The following is a 24,559-nucleotide window of genomic DNA, read 5'->3' on the forward strand; positions in this document are numbered from 1 at the left end:
AAACCGGTTCGCCCGCAAGGGGAGTGGCGCGAGCTGCAAAGGGTGAGCTCGCGCGGGCGGATGGCCCCGCGCTGTGATTCCACCCACTCGATACCAACTCTTCCCTCACTGGAGAGTAGGGTTCAGTCCCGATAGTTGTCCGAAGCGCCGCCCACCGGGCGCGTCCGACTGGCATCACTGTGCCTAGATATCGAATGAGATCCATGAATTCGCAGCCGATTTCGCCTGCCTCCACCGTGCGCGAAGCCAGCACCGACCCTTCTTCGTCGGTGCTGGCGGCGCTGCGATCGCCGAGACGCCTCAAAACGGAGGTGCTTGCCGGTCTGGTCGTCGCGCTGGCACTGATTCCCGAGGCCATCTCGTTCTCCATCATCGCCGGCGTGGACCCCCGTGTCGGGCTGTTCGCGTCGTTCACCATGGCCGTGACGATCGCGATCACCGGCGGCCGTCCTGCCATGATCTCCGCGGCCACCGGCAGTATCGCCTTGGTGATCGCGCCGCTGACCCGAGAGCACGGCCTGGACTACCTCGTCGTCGCCGTATTGCTTGGCGGCGCATTGCAGATCGTGCTCGGTCTGCTGGGGGTGGCGCGATTGATGCGGTTCGTGCCGCGCAGCGTCATGGTGGGATTCGTCAATGCCTTGGCGATCCTGATCTTCTTGTCGCAGCTGCCGTACCTCATCGGCGTCCCCGTTCTGGTCTATCCATTCGTCGCGGTCGGGCTGATCATCATGGTGTTCCTGCCGCGGCTGACGACCGCCATACCGGCGCCTCTGATCGCCATCGTGATCCTCACCGCGACTGTGCTGGCGTTCAAGATCCACATCCCCAACGTCGGGGACCAGGGAAAACTGCCCACCAGCCTGCCGTCGGTGTTCATCCCACACGTCCCGCTCAATCTCGACACCTTGTCGATCGTCGCGCCCTACGCACTGGCGGTGGCGCTGGTCGGGCTGCTGGAGTCGTTGCTCACCGCCAAGCTGGTCGACGACATCACCGACACGCACAGCGACAAATCCCGGGAAAGCTGGGGGCAGGGCATCGCCAATGTGGTGACCGGCTTGTTCGGCGGCATGGGTGGTTGCGCGATGATCGGCCAGACGATGATCAACGTCAAGGTCGCCGGCGCCCGCACCCGCATCTCGACGTTCCTCGCGGGCCTGTTCTTGCTCGGACTGGTGGTCGGCCTGCGCGACGTCGTCGGCACCATCCCGATGGCCGCCCTCGTGGCCGTCATGATCATGGTGTCGGTCGGAACCATGGACTGGCACAGCATCTCTCCGGCCACCCTGCGGCGGATGCCGCGCAGCGAGACTCTGGTCATGCTCACCACCGTGGCCGTCACGGTGGCCACCAACAACCTGGCCTACGGCGTGATCGTCGGGGCGCTGACCGCGATGGTCCTCTTCGCCCGCCGCGTCGCCCACCTGGTGACCGTGGTGAAGGAGGAGGAGCCGAATGGTGCGCCTGATACCGCTGTCTATCGCGTGACCGGTGAACTGTTCTTCGCCTCGAGCAACGACCTTGTCTACCAGTTCAACTACACCGACGATCCGACCAACATCGTCATCGACATGTCCGGCTCCCACATCTGGGACGCCTCGACCGTCGCCGCCCTCGACGCGGTGACAAGCAAATACCGCGCGAAGGGCAAACACGTCGATATCGTTGGCTTGAACACCGATTCCGCCGACCGTCACGACCGACTCTCGGGAACGCTCGGAGCAAGCCATTGACCGACACACACATGCAGATCGGGCAAGTCGCCAGCCGCACTGAGCTTTCCGTCAGCACGGTGCGTCATTACGACGAAGTGGGTCTGGTCACGCCCTCTGCACGCTCCGTCGGGGGATTCCGCCTCTACACCGACACCGACGTGGACCGGCTGCTCGTCATCCGCCGGATGAAACCACTCGGGTTCACTCTGACCGAGATGAAAGACCTCCTGGACTCACTCGACGTGCTGGGCGATGCGGGAGCACCTGCCGATCGACGCACCGCCGCCGCGCGCTTACTGCATGATTTCCAAGTCAAGACGCAGGAAAGCGCTGCAAAATTACGCAAGCAGCTTGCCTACGCCGAAGAACTCAGCGAGTTGCTCGTCACCCGAGCAGCCGGAATCGACCACGAACAGCGCGGGTAGCGGACGTCCGGCCGGGGCATACCGGGTCACCATCCAAGTTGACATAATGTGGCTTATCGGCAAAACGTGGACCTGGGCGGACTCTGAATTCGGCCCACCCGTACCCACGTTCCGCTCGCCGGCGTGTGTCGCACACTCGGCCCTGTCCTAGGCACTGCTCGTCGAGAACTGATATCGCCGGTGATACCGAGTTCCCGGCGACAGAGTTCCCGGCGACAGACATATGCCCGCCCGCCATGCCGCGGTATCCGGTCACAAGCTCTGAGGCGGACCGGCTTCCGTGCGGCCCCGCACTCCAGCCCGGCAAGTCCAATTCGTCACTGTGACGTTTATGCTGCGGCGGGCGGCATAGTCCGACTGGCGGTCCGGCACGGCCCACGCCGGCCAACGCCGCCCGGCGGGCCGATGCCGCCCAGCCCCTCGCGGCAGTATCGCCCATGACGGGTCCACCGGCGTGGCCGTCCAGGTACCCCCGCCCCGCAGCCGTGTAGATCAATTACGTCACAGTGACGGAACACCGCCACCCGACTCGGACTCCGCATTCGCGAATCACATTCCCCCGCAACGCCTTCGAGTAGATGAATGAACGGAGCCCCGGCGCGCGCCCCAATCCGACCCCGGACATCCGCGAACGTGCGGTCGCACCCGAGCCTCGAAAGGGCCACGCCCCCAATATAATTCGTCACTGTGACGATTATGTCTGGGTCCAGTTAGAATTCGTCACTGTGAGATCTGCGCCTCGGGGCCAGCGCTGATGCGAGACGTGTGGGGCCGTTGCCTGACCGCAGTGTTGTTCACCGCCTCGGCGGCCGGTCTCGGAGCCCTCGGGACAACTGGCACGGCAACCGCCGATTGCTTCCAACGCGGCGGGTACAACCCGGCCCCCTGCACAACCCCCGCTCCGACAAGCGGCGGAGCGTCGAAGACATCGTCGACCAGCAGCCCGTCCACGCCGGACAATCAGAACGCCGATCAGAACGGGTCCGGCTCGCCGGACAAGGACCAGTCGGAAAGCAGTTCCACCGGGACCACGCCCGCAGATTCCGGGCTGACGGCCTGTCAGAACCAAGGCGCGATGACGACCTCGCTCGGACTGCCAACCGCCACCTGTCGCGCGAGCCAGGGTCCGAACACCCCACCGGACTCCGGCGTGACAGCCTGCCAGAACCAAGGCGCCATGCCCATCGCCATCGGCCTACAGCCCACCACCTGCCGAGCCAGCCAAGGCCCCAACACCCCACCGGACTCCGGCGTGACCGCCTGCCAGAACCAAGGCGCCATGCCCATCGCCATCGGCCTACAGCCCACCACCTGCCGAGCCAGCCAAGGCCCCAACACCCCACCCGATTCCGGCGTGAATGCATGTCAGAACCAAAACGCCATGGCGAATTCGCTCGGTCTTCAGCCGGCGGTCTGTCCGCCCAGCGCACGCGACTGACAAAGGCGCCTAGGGTCGAAGGCTGCGCAGCGTGCTCTTCACGAATTTCTTGAGGACCACGTCGCGACCCGCGCCGTTCTCCCGGGCACTGATGAGCACTGCATGTAGCCCGATGAGGAAGAACGCGGCGCCGTCGTAGGCTTCGACGTCGTCGTAGAGTTCGCCGCGGATACGGGCACGCTCGATCTCGGCGGCCAGCAATACGAACGTCGGGTGTCTGCTCCACTGCTCGTCCTGGGCAAGGGACGGCGAGAAATACAGACTGATGACATCGCGGAACAATGCAGCGCCCCAGCGATTCTCGAGCTCGACGGCGAGCCTGATGATCTCCTCGAGGACGGCTTCCAAATCATGCCGGGTCTCCAGGAATCGACTGAGTTCGTCACCGAGGTAGTCCTCGTCGCGCCGGATCAACTCGAGCAGGACATGCTCTTTGGTCGGGAAGTGGAAATAGAAGGTGCTTCGAGCCACTCCCGCGGCTTCGACGATGGCATTGATGTCGGCCGAACTGGTGCCTGCCCGCTGAAACTCGACGATGGCCGCGTCGAGCACACGCGCACGCGTCCGACGACGCTGGGCTTCGCGGCTCGTCGCAGTCTCTCGCACGCCTCCATTGTGCCGCACACGTTCGCTTCACCGACAGATGTCACCCAAAACTCGGTAAACACCAGGAACCCTCCATAACACCCGCCCTATTTCGTTGTTATCTGTCAGCGAACGTGCTACAAAAAATCCGATGAACACACGAGGCCAGCGCATTCTGCTGTGGACCGCACCGCCGGCGGCAGCTCTGCTCGCCCTGGCCTACGTACTGTTCCCGGTGTTCTCCCCGCCGCTGTCCCCGACCTTGTCCCCCGACGAGGTTGCGGCGTTCTTCCGGGAGAACGCGACGGGTGTGCTCGGCGTCGCGATTCTGTGCAATCTGATCGCCGGTGCCCTGATCCCGCTCTTCGCGGTGACGGCGGTCCAGATTTCGCGGGTCGCGACCTCCAGCGTGGTGCTGACCTACGCCTACATCATCTGCGTCGGCGTCGGGACAACCGCGTTCATCCTGGCCGACTATTGCTGGGGCATGGCGGCTTTCAGACCTGACCGCGATCCCGAACTGGTCAGCCTGCTCAACGACATGGCCTGGTTCTTCTTCATCGCGCCCGTCGGCACCATCATCGTGCAGAACCTGTGCTTCGCGCTGAGCGTGTACCTCGACGAGCGCCCCGATCCGATCTTCCCCCGCTGGGCGGCGCACTTCAACGTCGCCACCGTTGCGCTGCTGGCTCCGAGCGCGTTTTCGATTCTGGTCAAGACCGGTCCCCTGGCCTGGAACGGCACGCTGTCATTCACGTTGCGGCTGCTGACTTTTGCGGCCTACATCGTGGTGATGTTCGTCGTGCTCCTGCGTGCGGTGAATCGGCAGGGCGACGAGCGAGAAGTCCTCGCGTGACACCACGACGCAGGAACCGCAAGCTCGACCAGTGGATCACCTTCTGGAGTGTGCCGTTCTTCTTCAACGTGTTCGGGCTGGTCTTCGTGCCGTTGAGCTGGATGATGCCGCCGAGATCACCGAGCGCCCCCGCGTCACAGATCGTCGCATTCATGCAGTCCCACAATCTGCTGATCGCCTGTGTGCTGCTGACACTCACGTTCGGACTCGCGCCGGTATCCAACGCGGTGTATCTCATGCAGATCAAGCGGATGTCGGTCAGCCCGGCGTTCCGGTACACGCTGATGATGGGCGCCATCACCGGCGCCATCGTCGGCATGCTGTTCCCGATGTTCTGCTTCGGCGTGGGAGCCTTTCGCCCGGGCTACAGCCCAGCCGTGCTGTCGATGCTCTACGACTTCGGCTATCTGGCGTTCATCGGATCCCTTGGCTGCTTCTGTGTCATGTGGATGGCGTTCGGGCTGGCCATCCTTCTCGACAAGAACAATGTGCTGCCGAAGTGGCTGGGCTATTACACCGTGTGGCAGTACATGACCGAGCTGATGGCCGCGCCGGTCTGGATCAACAAGTCGGGCCCCTTCGCATGGAACGGGCTGATGACGTTCTGGTTCACCGTGGTGCTGTACGTCTCGTGGCAGATGGTCGTCTACACCTGCATCTACCGGTCGATCAAGAGACAACCCGACACCGAACTCGACAACGCCGACCTGCACACCGCCACAGGTGATCCCCGCGCCGGGGCGACCGTATGACCGACGTCGCCGAAGGACGCTTCGATAACCTCAGCGACCCCAACCCGGACCACGACGTGCGGCGGCACATCCCTGGCGATCCGAGCATGTGGTTCTTCGTCATCGGCGATCTGCTGATCTTCGGTGTCTACTTCATCGGCTACGTCTACTACCGCGGTCAGAACCCGGATCTTTTCCTGCAGAGCCAGGCCCGGCTCAACGTGGACATCGGCGCGATCAATACCGTTGTGCTGCTGACCAGTTCGTTGTTCGTGGTTCTCGGGACCACCGCAGCACGAGCCGGCAACTCCGCGGACGCGCTGCGCCGGTTCGCCGTCGCGCTGGGCTTGGGTGCTGTGTTCCCGATCCTGAAGATGTTCGAGTGGATTCCGGAGATCACCGCCGGCATCACACCGGGGACCAATCTGTTCTTCATGTTCTACTTCGTGATGACCGGACTGCATCTGTGCCACGTTCTGCTCGGTCTCATCATCCTGTGCTTCGTCATGCGCAACCTGAAAACTGCTGCCCAACCGAAGATCTCGTTCGTCGAGACCGGTGCCACCTACTGGCACATGGTTGATGTCTTGTGGCTGGTCCTGTTCGCCGCGTTCTACTTGATGAGGTGACGATGACGTCGTTGATCCGCAACCCGCTGACCCTCGTGTGGGCGCTGCTGACGGCGGTCACCGTCGTGTCGTGGCTGGTCTCGCGCGACGGCGGGGCCGCCCATCAGCTCAATGCGACGGTGACCACCGTCGTGCTCCTGATCGCGGCCGCGAAGGCCCAGCTGGTGATCTGGCATTTCATGGAGGTTCGCCGGGCACCGGTGTGGCTCAAGGCCGTTACCAGCGGCTGGGTGATTGCGGTGTTCGCGGCAATGCTCGGCGTCTACTTCACCGGCGGATAGTGCCGACGGACCGTCACAACTCGGTCCACCACGGCTTGAGATCAAGAGTGAACGAGATGGTCTTCGGTGCCCGGCTGGTGCCGCCGAACCAGCTGTTGATCCGGAACGCAGACAGCTGATTCGGGTGCAGACCCTCGGGAATCAGCTTGTACACCGCCGTGTCTCCGTATTGCACGGTGATGCCCTGGTAATCGGCGTGGAAGGTGAACGTCTGCCCGACGGGTACCGAGATGATCTCGGAGTCGGTCGGCATGATCCTGGCGGTATCGACGTTGTAGTACGGCCCGACCTCGAACATCTGGGTGGTCACGTTGTATCGCCAGGCCACCATGATGGCGTCGGTGTCCGGCCGCAGGAGCGTGAACGAGATGCCGGTGAGCTTGTTCCAGTCGTATTGGTCGACGGTCTGCAAGTCGTAGACGGAGTTCTCGGTGAAGGTGGCATTCCCGGTAACGCGTTTGGCGAAGAACACCATCTGCAGCGGCAGCGCCAGGTGGGTGTTCTTGGCGATGACGATCCGGTTGCGTAGCGGATGTCGGGCCGACGACGCGGCGGCCGCCGGTTGACGAGCCGTCGCGACCTGTCGTTTCACGTTGCTGGGGGCCACTCGAGGGGCCGCCGGCCCGCGAGCGGGTGTGGTCTTGTGGTCACGCGCGCTGGTCGCACTGTGCGCGGTTGTCCTGTCGGAGGAACCGGCCGGCGCCGCCGACGCGGGCTGCGCGCCCGCGATCCCCATGGCCAGCCAGATCCCGAATCCGACCGCCAGGCCACCCAGAATCCCCGTCAACCGCACCCCCGGCATCGGCAAAGCGTAGCCATGCGCGATGGGCACCGGGCATTGTTTGCTGAGATCTCGTGCCCGGCAATGTGATCCGAAGGTCGGTTATCCGCGTTTACCCGACCGCGGCTTCGAGGACATGTTCAGTTCAACCGCAGACCGGATGAGGGCCGCCAACGCACGCTCGTCGATGACATCGCCGTCGTGGAAATCGATCGCCCGCCGGGTGTTCCCCTCGAGGCTCGAATTGAACAGACCCGAGGGGTCCGGCAGTGCGGCACCTTTGGCGAATGTCATCTTGACCGCGGTCTTGTACGTCTCGCCCGTGCAGATGATTCCGGCATGCGACCACACCGGAACGCCCCGCCACTTCCACTCCTCGACCACCTCAGGATCGGCCTGCTTGATGACGGCGCGGATCCGGGCGAGTGTCTCGCCTCGCCAATCGTCGAATTCGGCAATTCGTGCGTCGATTCGCTGCGAAGCGGTGATGTCGTCGTCGGCCATATCGTCATCATGGCCGCACCGATCGCGATTTTGTATTCGCCAGTCACAGAGAGTATCTTTTCCCGCGGCCCAGAATCGTTTCGGAAAGCTTGAAGATGCGTACTCATTACAGAACTCGCGGCTTTTCCACTCGTCCGCAACGGGGTCTTCGCACCCACCAGGTACTTCGGCCGATGGCCGGTCAGTGCTTCGAGATCGATATTCGGTTCGAGAGCAACCGGTGGCTTGTCCGGATCCCCGAAATCAACGATTCCACCGAGGCGACGGCGCGCGACAAGGTCGAGCTGGCTGCGCGCGAATGCATCGCCGCCCGCACCGGCATCCCCATCGGCTACATCTCGGTCTGGGTCCGCGACTGACCGCAATCCCCGCAATCACGTTGCCTCGCAACGGTTGAGTGCAGCCTGTCAGATCGTGACGGGTCGGAACAACGGGATCCACACTCGGGTGTCCTCGCCGCCGGACAACCCGGTCCAATCTTCGAAGAACACCTCCACCTCGAGCCCGATGCGCATGTCCGCCGGCTCGACGTCCACCACATTGGTGATCAGCCGAACCCCTGGATCCTCGGCGATTTCGACGATCGCCACGATGTAGGGCGGCTCGAAACCCGGAATCCAGGGTTGCCGGTCGACGCTGAACGCCGCAACGGTGGCTCGCCCGGAGACCTTCTCCGGTGCGACATCGGTGCTGCGGCAACGCCAGCAGGCCGGCCCGGGCGGATGAAAGAAATGGCCGCACGCATGGCAGCGGCTGATCAGGAGGTGGCCGTCGCGGCCGCCGGTCCAGAATGCCTCCGACTCCGGCGTTGGGCTGGGCGCGAGCCGTAAATCTGGTCGTTGATAGCTCATCGGCTGCTCACCAACATCGAGCCCGCGACGGGACCGCCGCCGACACCGATCGCGACGACCTCAGGAGTGTGTGGAGCTTGTCGTTCGCCGCCCTCGCCCCACAACTGCACACAGGCCTCGTGCAGGAAGCCCATGCCGTGCAGCCGTCCGCCCGACAACTGCCCGCCGCTGGTGTTGAGTGGCAGCTGCCCGTCGAGGGCGATTCGGTCACCGTCCTGGATGAACTCACCGACCCGGCCGTGTTCGCAGAATCCCAACGCCTCCAACCACATCACCGTCAGGAAGCTGAAGCCGTCGTACAGCTGGGCCATGTCGACATCACGCGGCCGTAGCTCGGTGTGCTCCCACAGAGTGGCGGCCGAATCGTGGGCCGCCATCGTGGTGAGGTCGAAACGTTGTTCCCACGTTGGCCGTTCGAACATTCCCGGCCCGACCGACTCGACGGTCAACGGGTGGCGGGGCAAACCGCCGCAGGCGTCCCTGCGGGAGACGATGACCGCGGTCGCCCCATCGCAGGGCACGTCACAGTCGTAGAGGCACAAGGGTTCCGAGATCATCCGCGCGGACAGATAATCCTCCATTGTGAGCGGGTCCCGGTAGACGGCGTCGGGATTGCGGCCGGCGTTGCGCCGGGCATTGAGCGCGATCGCACCGAGTTGTTGACGGGTGAGCCCGAAGTCGTGCATGTATCGCTGCGCCGGCATCGCCAGCCAGTTGGCCGCCGACAGCGCCCCGAACGGCGCGGTCCACTCCATCTGCGGTGGCAGCTTGCCGCCCCCGCCGAGCAGCACCGACGCGTGGCCGCCGCCTGCCTGCTGCGCGGCGGTGGACTCCCACACCGAGCGAAACACCACAACGTGGTTGGCCAGACCGAGGGTGACGGCCATACAGGCTTCGATCACCGGTCCGATCTGGCCCGCCGTCTCCAACCCGGACATGTACCACCTGCTTCGCAGGCCCAGCGCGGTACGCACCTCGGTGACGTTGGCGCCGGAGAAGCCCGGGTTGGCGGCGACCGCGCCCGGGTAGCTGGCGATGCCGTCGACGTCGTCGACATCGAGCCCGGCGTCGGTGATCGCGCGCAGGACCGCTTCGATCGTCAGCTCCAGCCCGGTGCGGCCCAGTCGGCGACCGACCTGTGACTTGCCCGCGCCGGTGATCACGGCCTTGCCGTCGAACGGGCCGCGGTTCACCGGGTCCTCGTCTCCATCTGGGCGGCAACAAGATCCGCGAGACGCGCGACTTCGGCCTGCAGACTTTCGATGTGCGCCACGGTGGCCGCCTGCTGGGCACTGTCCTGCGCCGAGACACGCTGCACGATCCAGCTCGCGATCGTGGCGGTGATCGCACCGACCATGCTGATCCCGCCGATCATCAGAAGTGCCGCGACAATTCTGCCCAGCACGGTCACCGGGTAGAGGTCACCGTAGCCGACCGTGGTGATCGTGGTGACCGACCACCACACGGCGTCGCCAAAACTCGTGATGTTGGCTCCCGGAGCGGGCCGTTCGACCTGCAACACCGCCAGCGACGCGGCATAGACCAGCAGGACGGCGCTGAACGCGGTGTAGGCCACCACACGACCGCGGATGGCGTCACCGACGGCCCGCTGCAAGGCCCCCACCAGGGCGACCAGGCGCAGCAACAGCAGCGGGCCCATCAACGGCAACACGACGACCACCAGGTCGAGCACGTGGCGGAAGAACCACCGCGCGCGCTGCTCGACCAAAGTCAGGCGCGCCACGTAGTCGACCACGAACGGCAGATACAGCAGGAAGAGCAGCCCGTGGATGATGTGCATGTTCAAGCCCTGCGGCCGGCCCAGCACCTTGACCGAGAACAGTGCGAGGAACGCCGCCGCGCACGCCGCGAGCGGCCACTCGGCCAGTGCCTCCCACCGCTGTAGCCTCGACTCAGGAACCGTTGTCTCGTCCTGTGTTTCGCGTTCGACCACGGTCACGAACTGCGAGCCTCCTCTTGATCGCATTGATCGCGCACCACCTGTTTGGCCCGCATGGTCTGGTCGGTCAGGCCGAGCGCGATCAGCACGTCGACGGCGGTGATCACCAGTCCCCAGTAGTACATCCACCGGACGGTCGGGTCGGGTTGCGCGGCGAAGTACACCACCAAAAATATCGGGCCGACGATGCCGAACACGAGGCACATCGCCTGCACTTTGAGGTACACCAGGAACGTCTCCATCGTCACTGCTCGCCGCGGGCGACCGGCCGGCCGGGCTCCGAACTCCATTGCGACCACGATCCCGGGAACAGTGCGGCCTGACGGCCCGCGGCGGTCAACGCGGCGACGGCCACCGCCGCGGTGATGCCCGATCCGCAGTACACACCGATCGCTGCCTCGGGGCCGACGTCGCAGGCGGCCAGTAGCTCGTCCAGGGCGCTGTCGCTGATGAAGCTCTGATCCCCGGTCAGCAGTCCCGTACTCGGCAGGTTGCGCGCCCCGGGGATGTGCCCGGCCACCGCGTCGACCGGTTCCACCTCACCGCGGAAGCGGTCCGGCGCGCGGGCATCCAGCAACGGCCCGCTGCCGACCTCGTCGGCGGTCAAGGTGGGCAGCGCACCCGCGTACAGATCGTCGTGGGCCACCGTGACGTCGCCCGGAGGTGGTTCGACCGGGCCGGTGTCGACATGCCCACCTGCCGCTTTCCAGGCCGCCCAGCCGCCGTCGAGAATGCGGACGTCCGGGATGCCCGCCGCCGTCAGCACCCACCAGGCCCGTGCCGAGCCGGCCCGGTTCCAGTCGTCGTAGACCACCACGGTCTGCCCCGCGCGGATCCCCCACCGACGCGCGGCAGCCTGCACCGCGGGCCCGGACGGCAGCGGGTGTCGTCCGCGGCCGGGCACCGTGTGGTCGCTCAGGTCGTCGTCGAGCGATACATACACCGCGCCGGGAATGTGGCCCTGCAGGTAGTGCTGTCGCCCGTCCGGCTCGCTCAAGGTCCACCGCACGTCGAGAACGGTCACCGGATCACCCGCTGCCAATCGATTGACCAGCGCTTCAGCGGTCATCATCACGTCAGCGCGCGCAGTCATCGAGTCTCCCCGTTCGTCGTCGGTCGGCACCGATGATCATGCCCTCGCGCGCGTGTCGACGCAGGCACCAGGTGGTCAACCTGAGAAGAAGCTGAAATCGAGTAGTGCACTACGCGTGCGCACGTCGATATCGGCCCGATAACTTTGCTACAGCATCAGACGACACACGGGTTCCGACGGGGGGCGCCGGAATCGCCTGATGGTTCGCACCGCGGCTATGGGGGGTGTGGTGCGAACGCCAGGCGGCGCTGGGGAAGGTCATCGAGCCTTCCCCGGCGTCCGTGGTTTTCTCGGACGTCCTCGTCCGTCAGCCGACGGTAGGGTCGGCCGGATGACGTCTCCAGCGGCATTCACCGCCGACGGCCGGCCTCGCGCTCGTGGACTGGACATCCCGCTCGCCGGCGAACCAGGCCCACTCAACGCCATCACCGATGTGGCCGGCGTCCAGGTCGGTGTGACCACCCTGCTGGCCGGCGACGGAGAGCTGATCGTGGGAAGCGGACCGGTGCGCACCGGCGTCACCGCGATCCTGCCCCGGGGACGGGCCGGCCTCGGCAGGCCATGCGCCGCGGGCTGGTTCTCCCTCAACGGCAACGGCGAGATGACCGGCACCACCTGGATCGAGGAGTCCGGCGCGTTCAATCTTCCTGTGCTGCTGTCGAATACGCATGCCGTCGGTGCCTGTCACGCGGGTGTGATCTCCTGGGTCAACCGGATCGATCCGGTGCTGGCCCGTCAGTGGCTGCTGCCGGTGTGCGCCGAGACGTGGGACGGCTACCTCAATGACATCAACGGCGGCCATGTGCGCCCCGAACACGCCGAAGCGGCACTGGACCACGCCACCGGCGGTCCGGTGGCGGAGGGGTCGGTCGGTGGCGGCACCGGGATGAATTGCTATGAGTTCAAGGGCGGCAACGGAACTGCGTCCCGGCTGGTGCGGTACGGCAGTCACACCTTTACCGTGGGCGCCTTCGTTCAGGCGAATTTCGGTGCGCGCCATGAACTCACCGTGTCCGGACGTCTCGTCGGCCCGCACTTGGATGTCGAGAATCCGCTCGACGGCGACTGGTTCGAGCGCGACCTCAACCGGCCGCCGCCCGGAGCCGGTTCGGTGATCGTCGTGATCGCCACCGACGCACCGCTGCTACCCGGGCAGTGCAAGGCACTGGCCCGACGGGTCCCGCTCGGGCTGGCCCGCACCGGCACCACCGGCAGCCACTTCTCCGGAGACATCTTCCTGGCGTTCTCGACCGCCGACGCACCGGATCTGGCCAGCCGGTTCCCCGTCGGCCCGGTCGGCGACGACGAATTCGGCCACCTGCGGTTCCTGCCGTGGGGCCGGATGAACGACTTCTATGCCGCGGTCGTGCACAGCGTGGAGGAGGCCGTCCTCAACGCGTTGGTGGTCAACGCCGACATGGTCGGTCGCGACGGGCATCGCTCCCCCGCACTCCCGCACGACCGACTGCGCGCGCTGCTGTGACTCAGACGTTCAGCGTCGGGATCGTGTCGGGTTTGCTGAAGTCGATCTGAGCCGCCGGGTTGGCGATCGCGGTGACCAGACCCGTCGCAAACGGGCCGGCGTCGTCGAACAGCGTCCCGGCACCGACCGAGATGCCGTCCGACGTCCAGTGCGAATCGCCCTGCACCCCAATGTGTTCCGACTGCGGCAGTCGGGAGAGCGCGACGGTGAGATCACCGTTGATGTAGCCGATGCCCTTGGTGCCGAGGTTACTGACCAGGCTGGTGGCCTCGGCCACGACGACGGTGCGGACGAACGGCGTGATGTCGTGACCGGCGACCACATCGATCGGGCAGTGGTAGACGCGCTTGCGTGAGGTGTTCTGGTGCGCGCCTCCGTCGGCGAGCCAGCCGACATCGTCGCTGCCGATGAAGTAGCCGTGCCGGTCGCCACCGGTCGGCGGGGTGAACTCGGCGTGGGCCATCCACTCTTCGCCGGGCGGCGGTTCGGACAGCCGGTACTGCACCATCGTCGCCCGCGCGACGATCGCCTCGCCCTGAAGGACGTCGCATTCCGAGTTTCGAATCCGCCTGCCGTCACGAATCAGCCGGACGCGCACCGTCGTCGGCACCCGGCGTGCCGCCTTGAACAGGTCGACGGTGAGCCGGGCCGGCAGGAACTCGGGCAGGCCGAACCGCTGCTCGAGGGTGAACGCGGCCAGGCTGACCACGGCGGGCCCGTTGAGCATGTCGTCACCCCAGCGGCTGCGGGCATTCTCCGTCGGATGGAAGTTGCCGTCGGGATCGGAAATGAAATGCGCCGGTCGGGTGGCCATCCGGGCATCCTCGCACAGCCCCCTCCGGCGTCCGGCACTCGGTGGTTAGCCCGCATAATCAACTCGTGCGCGACCTCCAAGCCCCCCATGCCGGCGCTGGGTATCACCGGCCGGGGCTGCTCGTGGCCACACTGAGCGTCGTCGCCCTGACCGTGGCGGTGTTGCAGACCGGCGTCGTGCCGGTCCTGGGTGTGATGGCCCGACAGCTGCATGCGTCCCCGGTCGACGTCAGCTGGGCTGTCACGGCCAACCTTCTCGCGGCGGCGGCGACCACTCCCCTCATCGGTCGCCTTGCCGATCTGTACAGCAAAAAGGGGGTGCTGTTGGCGGTGCTGGGGATCGTGCTCGCCGGCTCGCTGCTGGCCGCGCTGACGTCCTCGCTTCCGCTGCTGATCACCGCGCGGGTGTTGCAGGGCGCGTCGTACTCGCTGTACCCGATCGGGGTGTCCATCCTGCGCGAGGAGCTGCCCCCCGACCGCCTCATGCGGGCGATGGCGGTGCTGTCCGGCTCGCTCGGATTCGGCGGCGGCATGGGCCTGGTCGTCACCGGGCTGTTGATGCGCGGTGACGCCGGCTATCACCGGGTGTTCTGGTTGACGACGGTGTTCACGGTGCTGGTGATCATCGCCGTGCTGGCCGTCCTGCCGACCCGCCCGCGACGTTCGGCGGGGACCGTCGATTGGGGCGGTGCGGCCGGGCTGGCGTTGGGTCTGTCCGCGGTGCTGCTGGCGATCACCCAGGGTCACGGCTGGGGCTGGGTATCGGCACGCACGGTCGGCTGCCTGGCCGCCGGGCTGGCGGTGCTGAGCGCCTGGTGGTGGTGGGAACGACGCAGCCCGCACCCCTTGGTGTCGACGGCGATGCTGTCGCGCCGCCCGATCCTGTTGACCAATTTCGCGACGATCCTGGTCGGAATGGGCCTGTATTTCGCGTTCCTCGGGCTCACCGACTTCGTCCAGGCGCCCGCCGGTAGCGGCTACGGCTTCGGCGCGACGGTGCTCGGGGCCAGCGTCGTGTTCTTGCTGCCCGGCGCTCTCGCCGGGTTCTTGACCGCGGTGGCCAGCGGCCGCTACATCGACCGCTTCGGTGCCCGCGCGGTGTTGATGGTGGGCGCCGCGGCCGGCGTCCTCGGGTTCGTCCTGCTTGCCGTCCTGCACCACCAGCCGTGGCAGGTGATCATGGCCGGCGTACTGGCCAACGCCTACATCAGCCTGGCCTACGGGGCATTGCCTGCCCTGGTTGTGCGCGAGGTCGACGCAGGCGAAACCGGGGTCGCCACAAGCATGAACGCCATCGCGCGCACCGTCGGCAGTTCGATCGCCGCCGCGATCGTCGCGGTCTTGCTGGGCCGGTCGGACCACGGCCACATCCCGGAGAGCAGCTTCACGGTGATCTTCGCCCTCGGCGCGATCACTGCTGCCGCCGCGATGCTGCTGATCGCGATCACCCGCCCGAAGCTGCGGGTCGCCTCGACCGAGGACGTCACCGAGTCGCGCGCGATGAACCACGAATGGGGCTGAGCTACCCGGGCTGAACCGGCGTCGGTGTATCACGCGTGCCGGCGCGGGCGGCCCCGATCCCGGCGGCGACGACGAAGCCGACACCGACGATCGCCCACGAGTTGGGCACCTGGTGAACGACGACGAACCCGATCAACAGTGCCAGCGCCGGCTCCAGGCTCATCAGCGTCCCGAAGGCCGCGGTGTTCAGGCGGCGCAATGCCATCAACTCGAGGACAAAGGGCGCGATCGGCAGCAGCAGGGCCAAGCCGAGGCCGATCAGGATCATGTCCGGCGTCATCCGCGGCAGCACCGCCCAGCCGACCGCGGCGGTGACGGTGACCGCGGCCACCGGCATCGACACCCCGAGACCCTGCAGCCCGCTCACCCGGTCGCCGACGCGCTGGGTCAGCAGGATGTAGGCCGCCCAGCAGGCGGCGGCGCCCAGCGCGAACGCCACCCCCACCACGTCGATCGCACCTTGCGCCGGCTGGGTCAGCGCCGCTACGCCGACAGCGGCCAGCGCCGGCCACACCCAGCGGCCCCGCCCGCGGCCGCTGACGACCGCCACGGCCAACGGTCCGAGAAACTCCAGGGCACTGGCCGTCCCCATCGGGATGCGCGCCAACGCCGCCATGAACAACATCGTGGTCAACGCGGTCACCAGCCCCAGCAGCACGCAGATTCCGAACGTGGCCCGGGTGAACGCCGAGGGCCGCGGGCGCACGAGCACCAGCAGCAGCACTCCGGCCCAGGCCACCCGCAGCCACGCGGCGCCTTCGGCCCCGATCCGCCCGATCAGGCCGATCGCCACCGCAAGCCCGAGCTGGACGCACACCATCGCGGCCACTGCCAGGGCAGCACCCACGCGGGCCGGATGTCCGGTCATGGTTCGCATTCAACGACACCCGGCACAGCACCACGGTGCCGGGCTGGTATCAACGTCTCGGACACCCCATACAGAACGGACCCTGCGGAACGGACGCGCTGTGACTTCTTCGCCGAAGGACGAGTCTCTCGACTCGATCAGCCGAAGCCTGGCCCAGGTGGTGCGCCTGACCAGCAGCCGGTCCCTGTTCGCCAGGCAGGCCGGCGCAGCCGGTGTCGGCCTGACCCAGCCGTCGTATGCGTTGCTGCGGATTCTTCTCGACAGCGGCCCGCTGCCCATGGGTGCGCTGGCGCGGGGCGCTCACATGGACCTGGGGATGGCGACGCGTCAGGTCACCTCCCTGGTCGACGCGGGACTCGTGACCCGCAACCCGGACCCGACCGACCTGCGGGTCGCCCTGGTGGCTGTCACCCCGCAGGGTCGGCGCGAAGCCGGAAAGCTGCTGGACGTCCGAGTCGGTCATCTGCGACGGGCTCTGTCGGGGTGGACGGAAGCCGAACTCGACCAGTTCGACCGCTTCCTGATCCGGTTTGTCGCCGACTCCCTCGGCACCCCGATCGACGACTGACGCGGCTGATGCGGCTCAGCCGGTGACGCGGTCGACCAGTTCACCGGCGAGCGCGAACGCCGACGTCGCGGCCGGCGATGGCGCGTTGCGGACATGAGAGATGCGACCGTCTCGGGAGATCACGAAATCGTCGACGAGAGAGCCGTCCCGGCCGACGGCCTGGGCCCGGACACCGGCGTGGGAGCTGCCGTCCAGATCGGCCAGGGTGAGGCCGGGCATGTATCGGGCCGCGGCATTGACGAAGGCCCGCCGGCTCGCCGCCATCCGCATCTCGTCGAGCCCCACCCGCCAGTACCGGCGCGCCACCCGCCAGGTCCCGGGCCAGGCCAGCGTCTCCCAGGAGTCACGAATGCTCAACCGGCGCAACGAGTACGCGTCACGGGCACCGACCATCATGGCGGTCGGGCCCAGCGTCACATCGCCGGTGATGTGCTTGGTGATGTGCACCCCGAGGAACGGCAGATCGGGGTTGGGCACCGGATAGATCATCCCGTTCAGTCGCGGCGAATCCGTCGGAGTCAGACCGAGGTACGCGCCGCGGAACGGCACGATCTGCGGGTCGCGGGGCGCCCCCGCCCGCCGGGCGAGCCGGTCGGCCCACAGTCCGGCGCAGGCGATGACGGTGTGGGCGCGTAGCGGCCCGGCGGTGGTGTGGACGATCGGGTTGTCCGCCCCATCGATCGCGGTGACCTCGGTGCCGAACCGGATCGACACGCCCGCGGCCGTCAGCTCGGCGACGAGAGTGCGGGCCACCGCGGGATAGTCGACGATTCCGGTGTTGGGTGCATGAAGTGCCTGCAGGCCAACAGCATTGGGCTCGATCTCGGCTATCTCCTGACCGCCGATGCGACGCAACCCCGGCACGGCGTTGGCGATGCCCCGCTCCTGCAAGTCGTCCAGACGGCCGAGCTCCTCGGCTGATACCGCGACAATCAGCTTGCCGCAGCGCTCGTGCTTGATGGCGTTGTGCTCGCAGTATTCGTACATCATCCGGGCGCCGTCGACACAGAGCCGGGCCTTCAGCGATCCCGGCTGGTAGTAGATCCCGCCATGGACCACACCGGAGTTGTGGCCGGTCTGGTGGCGGGCAGGCGCATCCTCCCGCTCGACGACGGCCACCGAGTCCTGGGGGCGCCGCGACATCCACTCCCGGGCAACCGCCAGGCCGACGATGCCCGCGCCGACGACAACGAGGTCATGTCTAGGAGGCGTCATCACCGTCGCTCGTCGCGACCGCTCGCAGCATGTAGTCGCGGCGCTGCTCGATGGTCCGCCCGAATTCCTGCAGGAGCAAGGGGTTCTCGTGGACGATCGTCTCAACCTGCTCGCGCGCGAGATACACCATCGTCACCTCGCCCACCGCGTACGACCAGCCGATCACGGGCTGACGGGTGAGCGTGCTCTGCCCCAGGAACGAACCGCGCTCGTGGCTGCCGACCACCACTTCGGTGCCGTCCTCTGCGATAGCCGTCAACTGGACCGCACCGGAGACTATGAATTTGATGCCGGCGGGGACTTCACCGGAGCGCTGGACAAGTTCGCCGTCGCCGTATCGCTCCATCGACGCATACGGGATCAGCCGCTGCTGCTCGTCGCGGTCCAGCCGCAATGTCGGCGCGACGATGGAACGGATGGCCGCGGTGACTCGCTCGGTAGAGGAAAATTGGTCATCCGCTTCGTCCAGGTGCAGACCTTCGCGCCGGGCCGAATACCAGATCCAGCGCAGGAACGTGGCTTTGGCCTTCCCGTCGTCGGCCGGCGATGTCAACGGAATTTTGGTCTGATACTGATTGGCCCCCAACGGAACCGCCGACGGCTGCAGATCAGGGTGGCATTGCGGCAGCTCCGAGGCGACCCGCACCAGCATGGCGCACACTTCGTCAGGAGCGTCATCGACCGCGAACACGCTCGTGACCATGATCGTGTGCTTTCCGGGCGGCCTGCTGAGGTTTGTGAACGATGCCCCAGCCAGTACCGAGTTCGGTGTGATCTGCAGGCCGGTCCCGGTTTCGAGATGGACGGCTCGCCAATTCACCTCCACGACCCGTCCTTTGGCGGCCGGCGTATCCAGCCAATCGCCGATCTTGAAGGGCTGTTCGAAGAGCATCAACAACCCGGAGATGATCTGGCCGACCGAGTTCTGCAGTGTCAGGCCGACGACGATCGAGGTGATTCCCAGTGCGGTGAAGAGGCCCTTGACGTTGGCGCCCCAGATGTAGGCGAATATCAGCGCCAGACCCACGGCGATCAAGAGGAAGCGGGCAACGTCGAGGAAGATCCCCGGAATTCGCTTGCGCCAGCTTCCATCCGGTGCGCTTTGGAACACAGCGGCGTTGATCCCCGACAGCAGCAGGACCAGAACGACGAACGCCACCAGGGTGCCCACCATCCGCACCGAGGTCGAACCCGCCGGCACCCGGCTGGCTTCGAGCATCAACAGCAGCAGCGCACCGAGCGGCAAGAGGTAGTTACGCAGCAGAGTTACCGGCTTGAGCAGAAAGCTCTTCCTGCGGCGCAGCGCATGCTGCCACTCGGTGAGGGCGACCAAGCCGAGGGGAAGTCCGATGGCGATCCCGATTGCCCAGTAGAACCAGGACGAGGTGAACACGTCGCTCATCGCTGGTCCTCCGACACCTGCCAGATCGGTTGCGCCGCCTCACCGACGGTGACCGATCCCGCCTCGACGAACGTCATCGTGTCGCGCAGGGCTTCATAGACCTTGGCGGTGACGAAGATGCCCGGACGCGGTGAACCATCCTTGACCTGGTGCGCCAGGTTCACCGCGTCGCCCCACATGTCGTAGACGAGCGACGGGCTGCCCAGCAGGCCGCTACCCACGCCACCACTGTCGATTCCGGCGCGCAGAGCCAGCTCGATCCCCGCGTCAGAGTTGAACCGTTCGACGATCCGCTGGCACTCGAGCGCGAAATCCACGGTACGGCGCACGTTGTCGAGTCGGGGCACCGTCAGTCCACAACTGGCCAGATAACCGTTACGTACGGTGTGAACGCTCTCGACGCCGAAGTCGGCTGCGGCGGCTTCGATCTGGCGGATCAACTCATTGCCCAGCGCCAGGTAGTCGCTGGGGCTCATGTCCGCTTGCAGTCGGTCGATGCCCAGCAGATCGGCGAAAATGACCGTCACATTGTGGTGTTCGCTTGCGATCGTCTCTTCGCCCTGCCGGAAACGCTCCACTACGGCTTCCGGCATCAACGATCGGAGCAGTTCGTCGTTCTGCTGCCGCTGCTCCTTGAGCAGATCATCCTTGACGGTCAGACTGCGACTCATATCGTTGAACGCCTGCGTCAAGTCGCCCAGTTCGTCTCGCGTCTCCACCGGGATGGCAACCAGATAGTCACCCGCAGCGATCCGTTGGGCCCCGGCCTCCAGTTTGCGGATCGGCCGCACGAACACCTGCGCCAGGTAGGCGGCGAGTACGCAGACGATGAAGATCATCCCGACAGTGCTGAGGACCATCGTGCGGGTGAACGAGGATTCCTTGGCGAAAGCCTCGGCTACATCCACCTTGGCGATGATCGACCACTGCAGCCCCGAATTGTGATCGGGCAGAGGGGCATAGGACTGGAGAGCTCGATTGCCCAGATAGTCGCTGGACACCAGCGTGCCGGTTTCGCCCCGTCGCGCGTTGGTTGTGGCTTGGGATATGTCGGGCTGCACCAATGTGGTGCCGCCGAGCCGAATCGCCTTGTCGGCGACTTCCGCGGGGGTACCGGCCGCGGTCACCTCACTCTTGTACCGCTGCGGGTCCTCGACGAACATTCGCGAGTCCGAACGCATCAGTCCATCGGGTCCGACGAGGAATGTCTCCCCGGTGGCGCCGAGGCCGGCGTCTTTCCACTTTCGGTCGAAGGTCATGAGCTGGTTGATCTTCGAGATCGGAAATTGCAGAGCCAGTACACCTTCGGTTCTGCCGTTCGGCGTGATCGGGGCGACCATCCACGCGGTGGGCTGCATCTGGGCCGGTTGATAGAACTCGAAATCGGTGAGGCCGACGTAGTCGACGGTGTTGGCCGACATCGCCTTCAGGTAGGCGGCATGCAGTTTGGAGCCGGCGTAGGGGCCGGTGATGATGTTGGTGCCGAGGTCGACGCCCTTGTAGGCGGTGTAGACCACATTGCCGCGGGCGTCGAGGAGCAAGGCGTCCTGGAAACCGAAGCGAGTGGTGATCTGCCGGAAGAAATCCTGGTAGCGCGCGTTTGCCGCCGACCACTGGCTCCCGTCACCGGCGTCGCCCATGGCGATGGCCGCGTCGTCGGTGGGCAACCGCGCGGTGTAGTTGGCTTGCAGATATCGCTGGGCCGGGGCTGTCGGCAGGAGCGCGGACGCATCCAACAGGGTGCCGCTCTGCTGATCGGTCTGCTTGATGAAGGTGTCGTAGTACCCGAGCACGCCCTGCCACTGTGCCGGGCTGACCGATGCGTTGTCGAGCTGATCGAAGCCGGCGGTGAACGCCGCGAGCGCATCCGAGGTGCTTGTGCCACGGCTGTAGATGACCAGCGAATTCTTGAGGTCCTGGAACTCGCCCTCCAGCGCCCGGGACTGCGCCTCCCGGATCTCGATCAAACGGCTGAACACCGCGGTGCGCAGCGACGTCCGGCCGACCTCGAAAGCGATCGCGCCGACGACCGCCGCGGCCAGCATGGTGCACAGCACTAGCATCAAGATCAGCTTGGACTGGATGCTGACGCGCGCGAGGATCCGATCGCGGCGGAATCGCGACAGCATCTTGTGCTTGTCAGGGGCCGGATCCGGCGTCGGCGCGGGTTGCGACGCGCCCTGCTCAGCCACTCGAGACATCGGCACCCTTTCGCGGTCACCCCGCAGCTAACCGGTCCCGGTGCAGATTAGCAGGATGATGTGGCAAATGAGGCGTACGAGGCTGTTGATATCGGGTCGAATTACTGTCCGGTCGGCGGGACCGGGCAGTTGAGCACCGTCGCAATGCATGGTCGGATAGCACCCGTGGACACGACTTACGAAGGCACCAAGCGCGAGATCGCCACCGAGAAGGGCGTTCTGCGCTATCACGAGGCCGGCGAGGGCCCCACCCTGCTGATGCTGCACGGATCCGGGCCGGGAGTCACCGGCTGGCGCAACTTCCGCGGCAACCTGGCGTTCTTCGCCGAGCGCTATCGGTGCCTGGTGCTGGAGTTCCCCGGATTCGGGGTGAGCGACGACTTCGGCGGCCACCCGATGCTGGATGCGCAGGCGGCGGTGCCCGCATTCGTCGATGCGCTCGGCCTGGACAAGGTCGACATCATCGGCAATTCGATGGGCGGCGGCGTCGGCATCAACTTCGCGATCAATCATCGTGACCGGATCGGCAAGCTGGTCACCATCGGCGGCATCGGCACCAACATCTTCAGCTCGGGACCCAGTGAGGGCATCCGGTTGCTCCAGGAGTTCACCGAGGATCCCACCCGTCAGCGGCTCGTCGACTGGCTCAACTCGATGGTCTACGACCCGGCATTGGTCACCGAACAACTCATCGAGGAGCGCTTCGCACTGGCGACCGATCCCGAGACCCTCGAGAGTGCGCGGCGGATGTACGGCAAGGCGGCGTTCGCGGCGATGACGAAGATGATGCGCAACGCTGACTTCCCGCTGCCGTGGGCCATCATGCACAAGGTCAAGGCACCCACCCTGTTGACGTGGGGCCGTGATGATCGGGTCAGCCCGCTCGATATGGCGCTGATCCCGATGCGCACCATCGCCAACGCCGAGTTGCACGTGTTCCCCAACTGCGGACACTGGGTGATGATCGAGGCCAAGCAGGCGTTCGAAAACACCGTGATGGGCTTCCTGCAGCGCGATTAGCTCTTCGTGATCAGGTCGAAGCCCCGGTATCCGTCGGCGGCGACTTCGGCGCAGATGTCGTTGTAGGCCCCGAAGCCGCCGATGAAGAGCATGAAAACCCTTGGCTTTCCGGGCACATTGGCACCCAGGTACCACGAGTTGGCTTTCGGGAACAGTGTGGTGGCAGCGCGCCGGTCGAGCTCGGCAAGCCAATTCTCGACGGCGTCGGGGCGCGCCTCGATGCCGGCGTATCCGTTCGCATCGAGATAACCGATGGCCTCGGCGATCCAATCCACGTGCGCCTCGGCATGCAGGACCATGTTCGCCAGCACGGCCGGCGCCCCCGGACCGGTCACGACGAACAGGTTCGGGAAGCCGTCGTCGCCCAGACCCAGGTAGCTGCGTGGGCCGTCGGCCCAGTCCTCGGCCAGCCGCTCTCCCCCGCGGCCGACGATGTCGATCTTGCTCAAAGCTCCGGTGAGCGCGTCGAATCCGGTGGCGAACACGATCGCGTCGAGATCCACGTGCTCCGCGGACGTGGTGATGCCGGTGCGGTCGACCGACACGATCGGGGTGCGGCGGACACTGATCAACGTCACGTTCGGCCGGTTGAAGGTCTGAAAGTAGTTGGAATCGGTGCAGATTCGCTTGGTCCCGATCGGATGATCGTCGGGTATCAGCAGTTCGGCGACTCCCGGGTCGTCGATGACCGCACGAACCTTCTCCTCCCAGAACTTTCGCGCCTCGTCGTTGGCGGCCTGGTCGGTGAGCTGATCGGGGAACGTCTTGGAGAACAGCACACCGCCCAGGCGCCACCGCTTCTCGAAGGCTTCGCGCCGCTCCCGGGCCGAGACCTCCATCGTGGGTGTAGTCGTGCCCACATAGGGCGAACCGCCACCGCTGCGCATCGAGAGGCGCCTGCGCTCGGCGTAATTCGCCTTCACCTCGGCAACCTGCTCGGCGGTCAGCGCCGAGTTGCCTGCCGGGATGCTGTAGTTGGGGGTGCGCTGAAAGACATACAGATGCTGCGCCTGTTCGGCCAGGACCGGGATCGATTGGATACCTGAGGAACCCGTGCCGATGACCGCAACCCGCTTGCCGGTGAAATCGACGCCCTCGTGCGGCCAGTGCGCGGTGTGGAAGATCTCCCCGCCGAAGCTGTCCAGCCCGTCGAACGCCGGCGTGATCGCGGCCGACAGCGCCCCGGTCGCCATCACCACGAACCGGGCAATGGTCACCCGGCCGTCCTCGGTCGTCACCGACCAGCGCAGCGTCTTTTCGTCGAGTACCGCTGAGGTCACCCGGGTGTCGAAGGTGATATCGCGACGCAAGTCGAGCTTGTCGGCGACCCAGTTCAGATAGGTCAGGATCTCGGCCTGGGTGGCGTACTTCTCGGTCCACGTCCATTCCTGCTGCAGCTCGTCGGAGAACGAGTAGCTGTAGTCGACGCTTTCGACGTCACACCGGGCTCCCGGGTACCGGTTGAAATACCAGGTGCCGCCCACCTCGGGTGCCGCCTCGAACACCCGGACCGACAGCCCTTGCCCGCGGAACCTGTGCAGCGCGTACAGCCCGGCGAATCCGGCGCCGACCACGACGACGTCGAGTTCCTCTGCGCTCATGTCCAGCAGAGTAGG

Annotated in this window: 26 protein-coding genes; 11 read left to right on the forward strand and 15 right to left on the reverse strand. The window is 65.9% G+C overall.

Annotated elements, in window-relative coordinates; translation table 11 throughout:
• Positions 1-203 precede the first annotated feature (203 nt).
• A complete protein-coding gene (locus AB4879_RS25755) occupies positions 204-1,736 on the forward strand; it encodes a SulP family inorganic anion transporter (RefSeq protein WP_370509833.1) in 1,533 nt (510 codons plus the stop codon).
• 11 nt (positions 1,737-1,747) lie between these two features.
• Positions 1,748-2,143, forward strand: coding sequence for a MerR family transcriptional regulator (locus AB4879_RS25760; RefSeq protein ID WP_370509910.1), 396 nt, complete (start codon positions 1,748-1,750; stop codon positions 2,141-2,143).
• A gap of 1,059 nt (positions 2,144-3,202) precedes the next feature.
• On the opposite strand, the gene AB4879_RS25765 is transcribed toward AB4879_RS25760, so the two are convergent.
• Together AB4879_RS25765 and AB4879_RS25770 are read right to left on the reverse strand one after the other, a co-directional pair.
• A complete protein-coding gene (locus AB4879_RS25765; RefSeq protein ID WP_370509834.1) occupies positions 3,203-3,424 on the reverse strand; it encodes a hypothetical protein in 222 nt (73 codons plus the stop codon).
• A gap of 166 nt (positions 3,425-3,590) precedes the next feature.
• Positions 3,591-4,187: a TetR/AcrR family transcriptional regulator gene (locus AB4879_RS25770; protein WP_370509835.1), complete on the reverse strand. Its 597-nt coding sequence runs from the start codon at positions 4,185-4,187 to the stop codon at positions 3,591-3,593.
• A 130-nt stretch (positions 4,188-4,317) separates the two neighbouring features.
• On the opposite strand from AB4879_RS25770, the gene AB4879_RS25775 reads away from it, so the two are divergent.
• Genes AB4879_RS25775 through AB4879_RS25790 form a run of 4 tightly spaced genes read left to right on the forward strand, consistent with a single transcriptional unit; the run spans position 4,318 to position 6,663 of the window.
• Positions 4,318-5,022: a hypothetical protein gene (locus AB4879_RS25775; RefSeq protein WP_370509836.1), complete on the forward strand. Its 705-nt coding sequence runs from the start codon at positions 4,318-4,320 to the stop codon at positions 5,020-5,022.
• On the forward strand, positions 5,019-5,774 hold the full coding sequence (locus AB4879_RS25780; protein WP_102809157.1) for a hypothetical protein: 756 nt from the start codon (positions 5,019-5,021) through the stop codon (positions 5,772-5,774). The genes AB4879_RS25775 and AB4879_RS25780 overlap by 4 nt, the downstream gene beginning before the upstream one ends.
• A complete protein-coding gene (locus tag AB4879_RS25785; RefSeq protein ID WP_370509837.1) occupies positions 5,771-6,382 on the forward strand; it encodes a cytochrome c oxidase subunit 3 family protein in 612 nt (203 codons plus the stop codon). Before AB4879_RS25780 ends, AB4879_RS25785 begins: the two co-directional genes overlap by 4 nt.
• A gap of 2 nt (positions 6,383-6,384) precedes the next feature.
• Positions 6,385-6,663 carry a cytochrome C oxidase subunit IV family protein gene (locus AB4879_RS25790; protein ID WP_370509838.1) on the forward strand — a complete coding sequence of 93 codons (279 nt, stop codon included), beginning with the start codon at positions 6,385-6,387 and terminating at the stop codon, positions 6,661-6,663.
• A 13-nt stretch (positions 6,664-6,676) separates the two neighbouring features.
• On the opposite strand, the gene AB4879_RS25795 is transcribed toward AB4879_RS25790, so the two are convergent.
• Both AB4879_RS25795 and AB4879_RS25800 read right to left on the reverse strand, forming a co-directional pair.
• On the reverse strand, positions 6,677-7,465 hold the full coding sequence (locus AB4879_RS25795) for a hypothetical protein (RefSeq protein ID WP_370509839.1): 789 nt from the start codon (positions 7,463-7,465) through the stop codon (positions 6,677-6,679).
• Positions 7,466-7,546: 81 nt separating this feature from the next.
• Positions 7,547-7,948, reverse strand: coding sequence for a DUF1801 domain-containing protein (locus AB4879_RS25800; RefSeq protein ID WP_370509840.1), 402 nt, complete (start codon positions 7,946-7,948; stop codon positions 7,547-7,549).
• Positions 7,949-8,121: 173 nt separating this feature from the next.
• Here AB4879_RS25800 and AB4879_RS25805 point away from each other — a divergent pair, with 173 nt between their 5' ends.
• Positions 8,122-8,307: a long chain fatty acid-CoA synthetase Faa4p gene (locus AB4879_RS25805; RefSeq protein ID WP_102809162.1), complete on the forward strand. Its 186-nt coding sequence runs from the start codon at positions 8,122-8,124 to the stop codon at positions 8,305-8,307.
• Between the two features lie 48 nt (positions 8,308-8,355).
• Here the strand turns inward: AB4879_RS25805 and AB4879_RS25810 are convergent, their stop codons facing one another.
• Genes AB4879_RS25810 through AB4879_RS25830 form a run of 5 tightly spaced genes read right to left on the reverse strand, consistent with a single transcriptional unit; the run spans position 8,356 to position 11,852 of the window.
• Positions 8,356-8,799, reverse strand: coding sequence for a Zn-ribbon domain-containing OB-fold protein (locus AB4879_RS25810; RefSeq protein ID WP_370509841.1), 444 nt, complete (start codon positions 8,797-8,799; stop codon positions 8,356-8,358).
• Complete coding sequence (locus AB4879_RS25815) at positions 8,796-9,992, reverse strand: thiolase family protein (protein WP_370509842.1); 1,197 nt, start codon at positions 9,990-9,992, stop codon at positions 8,796-8,798. The genes AB4879_RS25810 and AB4879_RS25815 overlap by 4 nt, the downstream gene beginning before the upstream one ends.
• Positions 9,989-10,759: a potassium channel family protein gene (locus AB4879_RS25820; RefSeq protein WP_370509843.1), complete on the reverse strand. Its 771-nt coding sequence runs from the start codon at positions 10,757-10,759 to the stop codon at positions 9,989-9,991. Before AB4879_RS25820 ends, AB4879_RS25815 begins: the two co-directional genes overlap by 4 nt.
• Positions 10,756-11,001 carry a hypothetical protein gene (locus AB4879_RS25825; protein ID WP_370509844.1) on the reverse strand — a complete coding sequence of 82 codons (246 nt, stop codon included), beginning with the start codon at positions 10,999-11,001 and terminating at the stop codon, positions 10,756-10,758. The genes AB4879_RS25820 and AB4879_RS25825 overlap by 4 nt, the downstream gene beginning before the upstream one ends.
• A 2-nt stretch (positions 11,002-11,003) precedes the next feature.
• A complete protein-coding gene (locus AB4879_RS25830) occupies positions 11,004-11,852 on the reverse strand; it encodes a sulfurtransferase (protein ID WP_370509845.1) in 849 nt (282 codons plus the stop codon).
• 331 nt (positions 11,853-12,183) lie between these two features.
• Here AB4879_RS25830 and AB4879_RS25835 point away from each other — a divergent pair, with 331 nt between their 5' ends.
• Positions 12,184-13,335, forward strand: a complete 1,152-nt coding sequence (locus AB4879_RS25835) for a P1 family peptidase (RefSeq protein WP_370509846.1) — start codon at positions 12,184-12,186, stop codon at positions 13,333-13,335.
• A 1-nt stretch (position 13,336) separates the two neighbouring features.
• Here the strand turns inward: AB4879_RS25835 and AB4879_RS25840 are convergent, their stop codons facing one another.
• Positions 13,337-14,149: an acyl-CoA thioesterase domain-containing protein gene (locus tag AB4879_RS25840; protein WP_102809167.1), complete on the reverse strand. Its 813-nt coding sequence runs from the start codon at positions 14,147-14,149 to the stop codon at positions 13,337-13,339.
• 65 nt (positions 14,150-14,214) lie between these two features.
• Here AB4879_RS25840 and AB4879_RS25845 point away from each other — a divergent pair, with 65 nt between their 5' ends.
• A complete protein-coding gene (locus tag AB4879_RS25845) occupies positions 14,215-15,669 on the forward strand; it encodes an MFS transporter (RefSeq protein ID WP_370509847.1) in 1,455 nt (484 codons plus the stop codon).
• Between the two features lies 1 nt (position 15,670).
• On the opposite strand, the gene AB4879_RS25850 is transcribed toward AB4879_RS25845, so the two are convergent.
• Entirely contained in the window at positions 15,671-16,537 is an 867-nt protein-coding gene (locus AB4879_RS25850; protein WP_102809169.1) for a DMT family transporter, read from the reverse strand.
• A 100-nt stretch (positions 16,538-16,637) separates the two neighbouring features.
• Here AB4879_RS25850 and AB4879_RS25855 point away from each other — a divergent pair, with 100 nt between their 5' ends.
• Positions 16,638-17,105, forward strand: a complete 468-nt coding sequence (locus tag AB4879_RS25855) for a MarR family winged helix-turn-helix transcriptional regulator (protein ID WP_370509848.1) — start codon at positions 16,638-16,640, stop codon at positions 17,103-17,105.
• A 15-nt stretch (positions 17,106-17,120) separates the two neighbouring features.
• Here the strand turns inward: AB4879_RS25855 and lhgO are convergent, their stop codons facing one another.
• Genes lhgO through AB4879_RS25870 form a run of 3 tightly spaced genes read right to left on the reverse strand, consistent with a single transcriptional unit; the run spans position 17,121 to position 21,923 of the window.
• A complete protein-coding gene (gene lhgO / locus AB4879_RS25860) occupies positions 17,121-18,320 on the reverse strand; it encodes an L-2-hydroxyglutarate oxidase (RefSeq protein WP_370509849.1) in 1,200 nt (399 codons plus the stop codon).
• On the reverse strand, positions 18,307-19,722 hold the full coding sequence (locus tag AB4879_RS25865) for a mechanosensitive ion channel domain-containing protein (RefSeq protein WP_102809174.1): 1,416 nt from the start codon (positions 19,720-19,722) through the stop codon (positions 18,307-18,309). The genes lhgO and AB4879_RS25865 overlap by 14 nt, the downstream gene beginning before the upstream one ends.
• On the reverse strand, positions 19,719-21,923 hold the full coding sequence (locus AB4879_RS25870; protein ID WP_370509850.1) for an adenylate/guanylate cyclase domain-containing protein: 2,205 nt from the start codon (positions 21,921-21,923) through the stop codon (positions 19,719-19,721). Before AB4879_RS25870 ends, AB4879_RS25865 begins: the two co-directional genes overlap by 4 nt.
• A 144-nt stretch (positions 21,924-22,067) precedes the next feature.
• On the opposite strand from AB4879_RS25870, the gene AB4879_RS25875 reads away from it, so the two are divergent.
• Entirely contained in the window at positions 22,068-22,943 is an 876-nt protein-coding gene (locus AB4879_RS25875) for an alpha/beta fold hydrolase (protein ID WP_370509851.1), read from the forward strand.
• Here the strand turns inward: AB4879_RS25875 and AB4879_RS25880 are convergent.
• Complete coding sequence (locus AB4879_RS25880; protein WP_370509852.1) at positions 22,940-24,544, reverse strand: flavin-containing monooxygenase; 1,605 nt, start codon at positions 24,542-24,544, stop codon at positions 22,940-22,942. The two genes, AB4879_RS25875 and AB4879_RS25880, sit on opposite strands and share 4 nt — an antisense overlap.
• Between the last annotated feature and the right edge of the window lie 15 nt (positions 24,545-24,559).

The organism is Mycobacterium sp. SA01, from assembly GCF_041287105.1.
Taxonomy (GTDB): Bacteria; Actinomycetota; Actinomycetes; order Mycobacteriales; family Mycobacteriaceae; genus Mycobacterium.